This window comes from Xenococcus sp. PCC 7305 (assembly GCF_000332055.1).
GTDB lineage: Bacteria > Cyanobacteriota > Cyanobacteriia > Cyanobacteriales > Xenococcaceae > Xenococcus.
The window spans coordinates 34321-46849 of sequence record NZ_ALVZ01000190.1 but is presented as its reverse complement, the minus strand read 5'-3'; the positions used below and the strand labels follow the sequence as shown (position 1 = coordinate 46849).

The window sequence follows — 12529 nt, the reverse complement described above, 5'->3', positions numbered from 1 at the left end:
ATTACTTATTACTTATTACTTATTACTTATTACTTATTACTTAGACCAAGTATTGTCGACCACAAAATTGCCCACAACCAGATAATATAAATGGGCTTTTTTCATCGTATTAACTGCATCTTCTGGGCTACAAACAACAGGCTCCATCTTGTTCAAGGAAGTGTTAAGAACAATCGGGATGTTAGTAATTTTTTCAAATTCTTCTATCAATTTATGATACTTAGAATTAAATGATTTCTCTACAGTTTGGACTCGGCTTGTACCATCAACATGAGTCACAGCAGGAATCAATTCTTGTTGATGTTTAAGAACATCATAAGCAATCAACATAAAGTTGGAAGGATTTTGTCTATTGGGAATTCTAAACCATTCATCGGCTTTTTCTGCCAAAACTGAGGGAGCAAAGGGACGAAAACCCTCTCTCTTTTTGACCTTCATATTAATAATATCCTTCATATAAGGATGTCGAGGATCTGCGAGTAAAGATCTATTGCCTAATGCTCTAGGGCCAATTTCTGCTTTTCCTTGAAACCAACCGATAATATATCCTTTAGCAATCAACCCAGCAGCAACTTCTTCGATGTTTTCATGATAGGAATATTTCAAATTCTGACTATCGAGAACATCTCGGATCTCATCGTCCGTATATTCTGGACCCAAATAAGGATTATCCATGACATAGGTTTTCGGATTATCTAAAACCTGATTCCATAAAATATAGGCTGCGCCGATCGCAGTTCCTGCATCATGAGCCGCAGGTTGAATATAGATGTTCTCGTAGGGGCTATGTTCTTGTAAGACACCGTTGCAAACGCAGTTTAAAGCAACACCGCCAGCAAGACAAAGATTCTTACTTTTTGTGCGGCGATAAAGATCAGCCCCTAGTTCTAAGACGATCTCCTCGGTAATTTTTTGCAATGCGGCGGCAATGTCAGTATGGCGTTCTGCCAATTCCTGATCGGCTGCGCGTTTAGCTCCAAATAATCTTTCTAGGCCAGTAAACTCATTAAGTCTAAACTGCAAAACATCATTGTCTATCGAAAAACTTCCTGGGCCAGTTTGAATAAATTGCTTAAATGTATTGTAATAGTAACTATAGTGACCATAGGAAGCTAGCCCCATAATCTTGCAGGCATCATACTCGCTAAAACCCAGAAATTCTGCCATTTTTTCCCATAAAAATCCTAGGCTATTGGGATATTTGATGCTATTTAATTCCGATAATTTATTACCCTTACCCTGGTACATAGTAGTGGATTCAAACTCGCCAATTCCATCGATAACAAGAACCGCCGCATCTTCATAGGGTGAGACAAAATAGGCACTTGCCGCATGACATAAATGGTGGTCGAGCCATTTTAACTTACGGCTGAGGTCTTCCCCTGCAAAATCACTGAGAATCTGAATTATTTCTTGTAGTTTTTGATAAAAAAGTTCTTCTCCTGATTTACTACCCCAATCACCATCAATACAAGGTTGTTGCAGATCCCTGTTGAGCAATCTTCTTTCTGGATTGAAGGAGTAACCTATTTGATCTATATCTTGAAACCCAATGCCTGCTTTGTCTAAACAAAGTTGTATCGATTTAAAAGGCAAAATATGGGGATTGTCAACTTTTGCGGGTTTTGCATGTTTAATACGATTGAGTCTTTCCTCCTCAACGGCGATTACAACTTGACCATTATTGATTAAACAAGCAGAGGATTCATGGTAAGCAGAATTAATACCGAGAATATACTTATTAGGATTGTTCATTTTGCTAAGTATTGGATGATTTGAACTAAAAAAAATCGAACTACAAAAACATACATAAATAATTAGAATTAGCTCTCAGCATATCAACGGATATGATCTTGAGGCCAAATAACTATATATACAATGATTGTAATGATTGATTTTGATATTTCATCCGGATTATTACTTAGGGACAAAAATTAACTCCGTAGAATGCTTAGGTGTTATTACGGAGAATAATAGTGTTATTACTTAGGCTTTATAGTACTATCACTGAGACATGGCCCTGATTGTATTAGTACAATAGATAATCATCTATATTTTAGAAACAAAGAAGAAACCGCCCCTTCAAGAAGTTGAACTGATTTCGCCTTTAGATAGAAGAAAATTCGATTTTATTATTTTCTGAAGTGAGATTTTGAGACATAAACTTCTGACAGCGATTATGCTCATCAACAACCAAGACTTTTGCTTGATGACCCTTGGTGAGGACATCTGAGCGATCGCGTTCTTCATAGGCGATGATAATCAATAAATCTCCTGGCTTACAGAGCAAGGCCGCCCCTCCATTGGGACAAATCTCTCCAGAACCTGCTTCTCCAGGAATTGCATAGGTAGACCAACGTTTACCATTATCGAGATTAATCACATCAACTTCTTCGAGGGGCAAGATTCCTACGCGATCGAGCAAGTCCTTATCTACAGTAATACTGCCAATATAGTTAACATTGGCTTCAGTCACGGTAACGCGGTGCAGCTTGGCATGCATTAATCTAATGGTTGCTTGATGATTCATTACTCATTACTCATTACTTATTACTTATTACTCATTACTCATTACTCATTACTTATTACTTAATTAATTCTCATTACTTCCGCGAAACGACACTAGCACTCCTTCCTCATCCTTCATCCCTCATCCCTTATCCCTTATATCTAATTCCTGCTTGGTGAAAACGATTTAGAACTTCTTGCAGGCGATCAAGGTCAGCAATCAGACTAACTCTAACGTAACCTTCTCCCGCTTCGCCAAAAGCATTACCAGGGGTTAAAACCACTCCAGTTTTCTGCAAAACATCAAGGGCAAATTCTGTGGCACCAACCCCGACAGGAGTGGGTATCCAGAGATACATAGTTGCTTGTGATGGGGGAATTGACCATCCGAGTTCTCCTAAACCTTGAATTAAAAAATCCCTTCTTTCACTGTAACGTTTTTGAACATCCTGGATATATTTGTCAGGTAACTGGAGAGCTGTTTCAGCTGCTTTTTGAATGGTGGCAAAAATTCCATAGTCCAAATTTGTTTTGAGAGTGCGTAGACCTTGGATGATATCGGAATTGCCCACCACAAATCCAACACGCCAGCCTGCCATATTATAGGTTTTGGAGAGAGTGTGGAATTCGACACCAATGTCCTTGGCTCCAGGAATTTCTAATAAGCTGGTGGGTTGATAACCGTCAAAAGCTAATTCTGCGTAACATAGGTCATGAACGAGCAAAATGGAATAATGACGGGCAAAGGCAACTACCTCCTCAAAAAATTCCCGAGGTGCCGTGGCAGTGGTCGGGTTATTCGGATAATTAAAGTAGAGCATTTTGGCTTTTTGGGCGACATCTTCAGGTATCGCATCCAAGTCAATTAGCCAATCTTGTTCTGCTGTGAGTTTGAGATCATAAATTTGTCCTCCAGCAATTAAAGGACCACGAAAATGGGCGGGATAGGAAGGACTGGGCACGAGCACCAAATCTCCAGGATTGATATAAGCTAGGGCTAAATGTCCTAAACCTTCTTTGGAGCCAATGGTGGGGAGAACTTCGCTGTCTGGGTCAAGATCCACTCCATAACAGCGTTGATACCAAGTAGTGATGCTAGCGCGAAAACTAGCTGTGCCTTCAAAGGGAGGATAACCATGATTTTGCGGTTCTGCTAAAGCTGCGATCGCAGCATCAATTATCGGTTGAGGTGCTGCCCCGTCAGGATTACCCATTCCCAGATCTATGAGGTCCAAACCCTGTTCTCTTGCTCGGGCTTTCAGCTCATCTAAACGAGCAAAAACATAGGGGGGTAAGGCACTTAGGCGATCGGCGCGTTTAATCCAGTCCAAACTCATCATTCCAGCTAGCAGTTTACATGACTTATTATTCTCTCATTTCCAATGACAATTATGCCAACAGATTCTAAAAAGTTTGACAACTAGGACAAAACAATCTACCATGTTATTCGTGACTTATTTGGGACTGTAGTTCAGTTGGTTTAGAATGCCTGCCTGTCACGCAGGAGGTCGCGGGTTCGAGCCCCGTCAGTCCCGTTCTAATTATTACCTTGCGTTGACTCCGCTATGGTCTATGGGCTTATTTGATAATATTAACCAATTTGTTGAAAAGCAATTAGAGGATTTTTTACGCAAGCATCCCCATCTAGAACTTTCAGCCTTAGAAGAGCAGCTCAAAGAACAAGAGCGAGACACCAAAAGTCTGATTGTCGAGTTTCAACTTAAGGAAAAGGCCTTACAGGCCGAGATTATCACGATCGCAGAGAAGATTAAACTCTGGCATACTCGGGTGGACACAGCTACAGCAGCAGGCAGACGGGATCTCGCAGAAGCAGCCAAAGAAAGAGAAGCTGCTCTGTTGCGACAAGGCAATCAAGTTTGGGGAAAAATGGAGGGGACAAAGAAGCAGATTCCCCGAGCCAAAGAGCTTTTACAGCAGATTCAACAGAGACTTGAAGCAGTCAAAGCCAAGTCTGCCGAAATAAAATCTGCCAATAATGAAACCTATAGCGATCGCTATACTAAGGGTTGGAATCAAGGCATGAATAATAATCACAGTGATAACAGTTCGACAAGCGACCCACTAGAGGCAAAATTCCAAGAGTTGGAAGTTGAGTCAGAATTAGAACAAATCAAGAAAAACATTAATCATTGATCATTACCCATTACTTATTACTTATTACCCATTACCCATTACCCATTACCCATTACCCATTACGCCATTTTCCCTCATAGGATATATAAATGAGACGAAACGCGAGTGATCAGATAATATGTATAAATATTAAGCTGATTTTTTTTAACGAATTTAAATAACACTCATTTATGACAACTCTCATTTCTACTGATCACGCTGCTCCCTCAACTATTAAATCTGTACCTCAGTCCTTATCTCAACTGCAAAGTAAAACTCCTCTCAAGATAATTGCGATCGGTGACAGCATTGTTTATGGTTACGGAGATTTTGTTGGTGGTGGTTGGGTAGAAAGATTACGTCGTCAATGGATGTCTCCAGAATCAGGCGATCGCGTGTTATATAATTTGGGAGTCAGAGGCGATCGCCTAGTGAATGTGACTCAGCGCTTACCCATAGAATTCCATCGTCGGGGAGAATTGCGATCTCAAGTACCCGATGCAATTTTGCTTTCAGTAGGCACAAATGATTCTCCTCGCCTGGGTAAACCAGACGGCAGATTATTTAGCGATTTTGTCGCGTTCCAGCAGCAATTAACGACCTTACTGGATTTGGCCACTAGTCTTGCTCCGGTGTTTTTTGTCGGCATGATTCCCGTAGATGAGTCTAAAATGCCTTTTTACGATTGTCTTTATTACAACCATCTCGATCAATATCGTTACAAAGAAGCTACGCTCAAAGCTTGTCAGGAAAGACAGATTCCCTATTTGGATTTATTTGACTTATGGTTATCTAGAGGGGAAAACTGGTTGCGATCGCAATATGGAGAAGATGGGCTACATCCTAATATCGAAGGCTACGAGAATTTGTTCCATGACATTACAACTTGGCAAGCTGTTGGTTAATTGAAAAATCAAAATATAGCACTACAAAAAATAGTTAGGGCATATATAATTTGGTGAAAGGGAACAGGGAACAGGGAACAGGGAACAAAAATACGTAGTGCTATATAGCTCTTTGTGCCCTAAAACCTATCACCTAAAACCCAACACCTGTCCTGACTAGACCATAAATTGCCAAGTCGTGCAAAAAAATATTTGACAAGAAAAATTTATTCTGTGATACTTACAAAGGTGAACAAATAGTTCGCGGGTGTAGCTCAGTGGTAGAGCGCGACCTTGCCAAGGTCGATGTCGAGAGTTCGAATCTCTTCACCCGCTCTTATTATCCAAAGCACTAATTAGTTTTAGAAAGGCAATTGTAAACCCAATCCGATAGCCAGATCATTATCGTCTCTGACTCTTAGTTGATGCCAAGTAGAAGAGCCCACCCGATTGGTTAGATATAATTCCAATTGACTATCAGTGGTCACTTTAAGTAACTTGGAAGGATTCCAACGAAATGCGACGGTCCAAGGAATGACATCGTCTAAATTGTCACCCTTAAAGGCATTGCCTTCCCCAGCAAAATTTGCCCCCACTTCCCCCAGTAAACTAAATTCCTCGGATAATGAGAGCGATCCACCAATATTAAAACCAGCAATTTCTGTACCTTCGCGTTGTACATAACCCACAATCGGAGTCAACCAGACTGCATGATGATTTTCGAATTGGTAATGCATCGGCAAAGCTAGTGTCACAATTAATTGCTTGCCTTCTTCCAGGTCATCACCCCCTGGAGTAAATATGGGGACTTCCTTATCGAGATCACGGCGATCAAATTCATCGCGATCGTTAGCGAGGAAATTAACAAAAGGTTGGTTAGTAAGTCCCACTGTTGTAGCAACACTAAGAGTGAGGGGCGAGCCCTCGTTTTGATTGAGAAACCTAATTTTGCCACTTATTCCCTGTTCCGATTCATCAATATCGCCCGAGACGTAATCTAGATAAATTCCCGCCTCAAAATCATCGAGAAATCCGTAACGCAAAGCTGTCAGTATTCCCTGGCTGCCTCCTTGAAGGTGTAAGAGAAATTTTTGACTCGGCACAATCCCCCCATCGAAGAAAGCTAAGCCATCTATGGTTAGAGGAGTCTCAATTCGTTCTTTGCCAAATGAGTCTTGATATTTACGATTAGCAGCAATAAAATCTGGCATAAAAGTTAGGTTGGTGCCAAATGCCACTAAGTCCCGGTCTGCTGTGACGCTAAGAGGGCCAAAACTGGCAAAAGTATTCGAAGCATAAAAATCCAGAGCCAGCCCAGGATTAACTAAATAGCGAAGTCCCGCATTATATGCGATCGCAGTGTCGGGTTTTCCCGATTCTCGACTTATACTATTATTTCCTGTCAGCGGAATAAAGGCATCACCCCAAAGATAAAGACGAGGATTAATCTTGTAAGAAACCCCGCCGGTTAAACCGAAAACAGTGCCAAATTCTTCATCATTGTCTGTAGGTAGGCGATGGTAGAAAGCAGCATTTTTGTCGTTAAAAAATGTCAGAGTCGGCGAAAAGTTAAATTGCCAACGCTGATTAACTTGTGCGGTGAAAGGAGTAGCTAAGGTGACAAAGACATTGCGATTATTAATCTCGACATCTTGCCCTTCCCCAATAAACCGAAAACCCCGAGTACCCCAAGAAGCCGAAACTACTCCACTGAGAGCTTGAGTATTAGTGCTATTGCGCCATAGTTGATATTTGAATTCCCCTGCTGCTTCATTGTCTTCGGTACGCTCGGAAGTAAAATCTCCTTGCTTAGCTGGAGAACTACTATCTACATGTTGAAATTGCAGCGTCATTTGTAGTTTATCGGTGATTCCCCAACTGAAACCTGTATTAAAATTAACTGCCGTATCCTCATCATCGACACTACTTTCGACAAAATCAGGTAAGAAAAAAATACGAGTATCGACATTAATCGTAAAATCTCCCCGTTGCAGATGATTAGCCGTCGGTTGAGTAAAAAACTGTTGCCCCAAAGGAGTCAAAATTTCCCTATTATCTTGCTGATCACTCTGTCTCTGGGCTTGCTTGATGTCTCTTTCTTGCGCCATACTGACATCCGAGAGCAATAATCCGATGATATTTGCTAGAACTATGCTGTACCAAACTAAATGCTTTTTCATGCGATCGCCGACGATTACCCACAATAAACGCCAACGATTTTAGCAACTGATTTTTAGGATTTCGACTATTCTTAGGATTCCCTACCGAAACATATGCGAATACGGTTAGGTCTGCCATCTGCCTTCTGCCTTCATCTAACGTTCCCCAAAAATGATTCTACCGGGACGAATCATGGTGCTACCTGCTTGAATTGCCAAAGGATAATCTCCCGACATGCCCATAGAAAGCTCTTGCATGTGAAGACTAGAATAGTTTTGCTGCCGAATTTTCTCTGCCAATTCTTGAACCATCTTAAAGGCGATGAGGTTTTTTTCCGCCGCTAGTCCCCAAGGGAGAATTGTCATTAATCCTTTGATTTGAATATTTTTTAGACCATCTAATACTGGTAGATCTCTTAGTAACTCTTCTATCTGCCAACCATATTTGTTCGGATCTGCTAATGGCTTGACTTGCAGCAATAATTGGGGTTTATTCTCCAATTCCACTGCCAAAGCATTGATTTTTTCAGCTAGCTTGAGGCTATCAATAGAATGAATCCAGTGAAAGTTGGCCATGATTTTACGAGCTTTTTTAGTTTGAATATGACCAATAAAATGCCAACAAATATCTGTTAAATCCTGCAATTGTTCTTGTTTGGCGATCGCCTCTTGTAGCCTATTTTCCGCAAAATCCCTAACTCCTGCTTCATAGGCAATGCGCATCGCATCGGCAGAAACCTGCTTACTAACCGCAATCAAACGAACATGAGGCGGAACTTTTTGCTTAATTTCTCCAATTCTTTTTGCTACTTCTCCTGCCATAAAATAGTTATTGCCATCTGTTAATTTTTTTCAATACTAAACGGAATTCGTATTTTCCTCATCCCTCATCCTTTATCCCTCATCCTTTATCCCTCATCCCTAATTAGTTAACCCATGTTTGAGAGCAAAACGAACCAACTCGGTACGACTATTAGTACTTGTTTTATTAAAAAGACGACTTACGTATTTTTCGACATTCCGAACACTAGTTTTCAGATCCCGAGCAATTTCTTTGTTCATTAATCCCTGGGCAACTAAGTCAAGAACACTTTGTTCTCTTGGGGTCAGATCAATTTTCATTGGCGGAGGAGTCGTCTGAAAACCAGTTCCTGGCTCGGATTTCTCGTCCAGCTTGCCTTTGATATATTCAAGTTCCTCGGCAATTTTTGCCAGCTCTGTACTGCTGCTATTATCACCCGCGATCGCCTCTTTTCTCTTCAAGAGATTTCTCACAATCGACTCTAACTCTTCTGGATCAAATGGTTTAGCTAAATAAGCATCACAACCGATATCATGGCCTTTAATCCGATCTCTGGTCATTCCCCTAGCCGTCAAAAGTATCACAGGAATTACCTGATATCGAGCATCAGTTCTTAATTGCTCTAAAAATTGGTAGCCATCGACTTGCGGCATCATAACATCAGAAATAATCAGATCAGGAGTTTCCTGCTTGATCAATGTCCAAGCTTCTTCTACATTGCTGGCGGCTGCGACTTTCCATTCTTCGTTATCTTCTAAATAAGCTTGTACTGATTCTCTAACGCCAGGTTCATCATCGACTAAAAGTAATTTTTTTTGTTCAGACATACTATTTAAAAAGAATTAAAAAATCAAGCAAAACGACTAGTAACTCTACCTCGGATAAGATTGAATTCCACTGGGCCAAAATTTCTACTGTCTGTACTGTATGGTAAATTATCTCCTTCCAGAAAATAAGTATTATCTTGCCTAATTTCGACAATTCTTTTGACGATCTCTAGGTTTGATTGCTCTGGATGAATCACGACCACTACATCTCTGACTTGAGGATGTAACTTTTGATAAGCATAAGGATTAATTAAAATCTCTTCTCCAGGTTGCAATAGAGGCTGCATTGATTCACCGACAACGCGAAACCGTTTACGTCTGCGGAATACCCAGAGCCAAAACTCTTGGCAACTAATATCTGGTAATTCTGGATTCATTAAGATACTTTCACAATCAAATTAGTATTTTTGCCAATCACTGCACAAGAGGATCGCTGATCTAAATCATTAGATCAGCGATTTTACACAGGCATTGACAACTACATAACTTGTTCAACTTCCACAATTTCAGGAATTTTCTCCCGTAAACGGCGTTCAATCCCCATTTTTAATGTCATAGCAGAACTGGGACAAGAGCCACAAGCACCTTGTAATTTCAACTTTACTATTGGTCCTTCAATTTCTACCAGATCTACATTGCCGCCATCCGACATCAAATAAGGACGTAATTCGTCTAACACAGTTTCTACATTATCTGTAGTTAATGCTAAGGTCATAATTTATATTTTTTCCTAAAGCTCAATACTTTTAGGATACAAGATCTAGATCAACAGTTGCCCATTAGGACACAAAATAAAAATCCCTCACCAAAAGGTAAGGGAATAATTTCGTTTACTACCGATTAAGAATTTATGGTTATTTGCTAACCGTAAATCCCAGAGGTAGAAGCTATCAGGAAGGCAGCGTAAGTTAAGACAAAGCCGATCGTGAAATGGGCTAAACCAACTACGCGAGCTTGCACAATTGAAAGAGCAACGGGCTTGTCTTTCCAGCGAACCAAGTTAGCTAGAGGAGTACGCTCGTGAGCCCAAACAATAGTTTCGATCAACTCTTGCCAATATCCACGCCAAGAGATGAGGAACATGAAACCAGTTGCCCAAACCAGATGCCCAAAGAGGAACATCCAAGCCCAAACAGAAAGGTTATTCGTGCCGTAGGGATTATATCCGTTGATTAATTGCGCCGAGTTTGCCCAGAGATAATCTCGGAACCAACCCATAAGGTAAGTCGAGTTCTCGTTGAACTGAGCCACATTCCCTTGCCAAACACCAAGATGTTTCCAATGCCAGTAAAAATCTAGCCAGGCTATGGTATTCAGCATCCAGAACATTGCAAGGTAAAAAGAATCCCATGCCGAGATATCACAAGTACCACCACGTCCGGGGCCATCACAAGGGAAAGCAAAACCGAAGTCTTTCTTGTCGGGCATTAGTTTAGAACCACGAGCATCTAGGGCACCTTTGACCAAAATCAAAGTTGTAGTGTGTAAACCTAGAGCGATCGCATGGTGAGCTAGGAAATCACCAGGCCCAATGGTTAAGAATAGGGAATTAGTTCCACTATTAATTGCATCTAACCAACCAGGTAACCATACAGCTCCGTAATTCGGCCAAGCAGTTGAGGCAATACTGTCAGGATTAGAAAGTAAAGTATCGAACCCATAAAGAGTTTTACCAGAAACAGCTTGAACCCATTGAGCAAATACAGGTTCAATCAGGATTTGTTTCTCAGGAGTACCGAAAGCAACTACTACGTCGTTGTGAACGTATAAACCTAGAGTATGGAACCCAAGGAATAAAGTCACCCAGCTCAAGTGAGAAATCAACGCTTCCTTATGTTCGAGCATCCGAGCCAAAACGTTATTTTCGTTGGCTACTGGATCATAATCACGAACCAAGAAGATTGCGCCATGGGCAAAAGCCCCCACCATCAAGAAACCAGCAATATATTGGTGATGCACGTATAAAGCTGCCTGCGTCGTCTGATCCTCCGCAATAAATACATAGGATGGCAACGAATACATATGCTGGGCAACCAGAGAGGTAATTACACCTAAACAAGCCAAATGCCACCCAAGTTGGAAGTGCAAAGAGTTGTTATAAGTGTCATAAATTCCTTTGTGACCATCACCAATCATGCCACCGAAGGGTGTACCTGCGGGAGGGTTATGAGCTGCCATTATATCTTTCATATTGTGACCAATACCGAAATTAGTTCGGTACATATGTCCTGCAATAATGAAAATTACAGCGATCGCCAAATGATGATGGGCAATATCTGTTAACCAAAGAGATTCAGTTTGAGGATGAAAACCACCTAGGAAAGTCAAGATTGCAGTTCCTGCGCCTTCAGAAGTTCCAAATACATGACCTGCAGTATCAGGATTCTGAGCATAAACACCCCAGTTCAAACTGAAGAAAGGTGCCAAACCTGCCGGATGGGGAGGTGTAGACAAGAAATTGTCCCAACCTACATGCTGTCCGCGAGATTCAGGGATTGCAACGTGAACTAAGTGACCAGTCCAAGCTAGAGAACTCACACCAAACAAACCTGCTAAATGGTGATTGAGGCGAGATTCAGCGTTCTTAAACCAAGATAGGCTGGGACGGAACTTAGGTTGTAGGTGTAACCAGCCAGCAAACAATAACAAGGAAGCAAAAATCAATAAGAAGATCGCACCTTGATAAAGATCTTGGTTGGTCGTCATCCCAATGGTATAAAACCAATGGTAAACACCAGAATAAGCGATGTTTACTGGGCTAGAAGCTCCAGCTTGAGTGAAGGCATCAATGGCGCCTTGACCAAAATGGGGGTCCCAAATCGCATGGGCGATGGGGCGAGTATTTAAAGGATCTTTTATCCACTGTTGAAAATTGCCTTGCCAGGCGACGTGGAAGAGAGTCCCGGAAGTCCACAAGAATATGATTGCAAGGTGACCGAAGTGGGAAGCAAAAATCTTTTGGTAAAGATTCTCTTCAGTCATGCCATCGTGAAGCTCAAAGTCATGAGCAGTGGCAATACCATACCAAATTCTACGAGTGGTCGGGTCTTGAGCGAGATCCTGGCTAAACTTGGGAAATTTAGTTGCCATAGGTATGAGCGGAATTCTCCTCTGGTAAAAAAAATGAGTGCAAATGGAGCTACCCATTTTCTGTTTTTGTTACTACCTAGATTTTATATGTTCTAAGTAGCTATGTTTAAAAACGGCATAAGACCG

Annotated in this window: 11 protein-coding genes and 2 tRNA genes; 4 read left to right on the top strand and 9 right to left on the bottom strand. The window is 41.2% G+C overall.

All coding sequences use genetic code 11. From position 1 onward, the window contains the following. Nucleotides 1-36: 36 nt before the first annotated feature. From XEN7305_RS15065 to XEN7305_RS15055, 3 genes are all read right to left on the bottom strand, one after another. Nucleotides 37-1755, bottom strand: a complete 1719-nt coding sequence (locus tag XEN7305_RS15065; protein WP_006510322.1) for a carbamoyltransferase C-terminal domain-containing protein — start codon at nucleotides 1753-1755, stop codon at nucleotides 37-39. A 352-nt stretch (nucleotides 1756-2107) separates the two neighbouring features. After that, nucleotides 2108-2530, bottom strand: coding sequence for an aspartate 1-decarboxylase (gene panD, locus XEN7305_RS15060; protein ID WP_006510321.1), 423 nt, complete (start codon nucleotides 2528-2530; stop codon nucleotides 2108-2110). 127 nt (nucleotides 2531-2657) lie between these two features. After that, the gene (locus XEN7305_RS15055; RefSeq protein WP_006510320.1) at nucleotides 2658-3845 is read right to left on the bottom strand and encodes an aspartate aminotransferase; all 1188 of its coding nucleotides are present in this window, start codon (nucleotides 3843-3845) and stop codon (nucleotides 2658-2660) included. Nucleotides 3846-3968: 123 nt separating this feature from the next. Here XEN7305_RS15055 and XEN7305_RS15050 point away from each other — a divergent pair. The 4 genes from XEN7305_RS15050 (at nucleotide 3969) to XEN7305_RS15035 (ending at nucleotide 5861) form a co-directional block, all read left to right on the top strand. Further along, nucleotides 3969-4043: transfer RNA gene (locus XEN7305_RS15050), tRNA-Asp, on the top strand. Between the two features lie 37 nt (nucleotides 4044-4080). Beyond that, on the top strand, nucleotides 4081-4662 hold the full coding sequence (locus tag XEN7305_RS29050) for a TIGR04376 family protein (RefSeq protein WP_040898037.1): 582 nt from the start codon (nucleotides 4081-4083) through the stop codon (nucleotides 4660-4662). Between the two features lie 170 nt (nucleotides 4663-4832). Next, on the top strand, nucleotides 4833-5546 hold the full coding sequence (locus tag XEN7305_RS15040) for a GDSL-type esterase/lipase family protein (protein WP_006510318.1): 714 nt from the start codon (nucleotides 4833-4835) through the stop codon (nucleotides 5544-5546). A gap of 243 nt (nucleotides 5547-5789) precedes the next feature. Next, nucleotides 5790-5861: transfer RNA gene (locus XEN7305_RS15035), tRNA-Gly, on the top strand. Nucleotides 5862-5887: 26 nt separating this feature from the next. On the opposite strand, the gene XEN7305_RS15030 is transcribed toward XEN7305_RS15035, so the two are convergent. The 6 genes from XEN7305_RS15030 to psaB all read right to left on the bottom strand — a co-directional run bounded on the left by XEN7305_RS15030 (nucleotide 5888) and on the right by psaB (nucleotide 12403). Further along, on the bottom strand, nucleotides 5888-7705 hold the full coding sequence (locus tag XEN7305_RS15030) for a hypothetical protein (protein WP_006510317.1): 1818 nt from the start codon (nucleotides 7703-7705) through the stop codon (nucleotides 5888-5890). Between the two features lie 135 nt (nucleotides 7706-7840). Next, complete coding sequence (locus tag XEN7305_RS15025) at nucleotides 7841-8506, bottom strand: YggS family pyridoxal phosphate-dependent enzyme (protein ID WP_006510316.1); 666 nt, start codon at nucleotides 8504-8506, stop codon at nucleotides 7841-7843. A 99-nt stretch (nucleotides 8507-8605) separates the two neighbouring features. After that, a complete protein-coding gene (locus XEN7305_RS15020; RefSeq protein ID WP_006510315.1) occupies nucleotides 8606-9313 on the bottom strand; it encodes a response regulator transcription factor in 708 nt (235 codons plus the stop codon). 23 nt (nucleotides 9314-9336) lie between these two features. Next, entirely contained in the window at nucleotides 9337-9690 is a 354-nt protein-coding gene (gene sodX, locus XEN7305_RS15015; protein WP_006510314.1) for a nickel-type superoxide dismutase maturation protease, read from the bottom strand. Between the two features lie 101 nt (nucleotides 9691-9791). Continuing rightward, nucleotides 9792-10028 (bottom strand): NifU family protein, encoded by a 237-nt coding sequence (locus XEN7305_RS15010; RefSeq protein WP_006510313.1) that lies wholly within the window; start codon nucleotides 10026-10028, stop codon nucleotides 9792-9794. Nucleotides 10029-10174: 146 nt separating this feature from the next. Further along, complete coding sequence (gene psaB / locus XEN7305_RS15005; protein ID WP_006510312.1) at nucleotides 10175-12403, bottom strand: photosystem I core protein PsaB; 2229 nt, start codon at nucleotides 12401-12403, stop codon at nucleotides 10175-10177. Between the last annotated feature and the right edge of the window lie 126 nt (nucleotides 12404-12529).

What these genes read in the sequence shown, in the direction of transcription:
- panD (WP_006510321.1), bottom strand. Translation starts at nt 2,530, where the DNA reads ATGAATCATCAAGCAACCATTAGATTAATGCATGCCAAGCTGCACCGC.
- XEN7305_RS15025 (WP_006510316.1), bottom strand. Translation starts at nt 8,506, where the DNA reads ATGGCAGGAGAAGTAGCAAAAAGAATTGGAGAAATTAAGCAAAAAGTT.
- XEN7305_RS15055 (WP_006510320.1), bottom strand. Translation starts at nt 3,845, where the DNA reads ATGAGTTTGGACTGGATTAAACGCGCCGATCGCCTAAGTGCCTTACCC.
- XEN7305_RS15065 (WP_006510322.1), bottom strand. Translation starts at nt 1,755, where the DNA reads ATGAACAATCCTAATAAGTATATTCTCGGTATTAATTCTGCTTACCAT.
- XEN7305_RS15020 (WP_006510315.1), bottom strand. Translation starts at nt 9,313, where the DNA reads ATGTCTGAACAAAAAAAATTACTTTTAGTCGATGATGAACCTGGCGTT.
- XEN7305_RS15040 (WP_006510318.1), top strand. Translation starts at nt 4,833, where the DNA reads ATGACAACTCTCATTTCTACTGATCACGCTGCTCCCTCAACTATTAAA.
- psaB (WP_006510312.1), bottom strand. Translation starts at nt 12,403, where the DNA reads ATGGCAACTAAATTTCCCAAGTTTAGCCAGGATCTCGCTCAAGACCCG.
- XEN7305_RS15010 (WP_006510313.1), bottom strand. Translation starts at nt 10,028, where the DNA reads ATGACCTTAGCATTAACTACAGATAATGTAGAAACTGTGTTAGACGAA.
- XEN7305_RS15030 (WP_006510317.1), bottom strand. Translation starts at nt 7,705, where the DNA reads ATGAAAAAGCATTTAGTTTGGTACAGCATAGTTCTAGCAAATATCATC.
- sodX (WP_006510314.1), bottom strand. Translation starts at nt 9,690, where the DNA reads ATGAATCCAGAATTACCAGATATTAGTTGCCAAGAGTTTTGGCTCTGG.
- XEN7305_RS29050 (WP_040898037.1), top strand. Translation starts at nt 4,081, where the DNA reads ATGGGCTTATTTGATAATATTAACCAATTTGTTGAAAAGCAATTAGAG.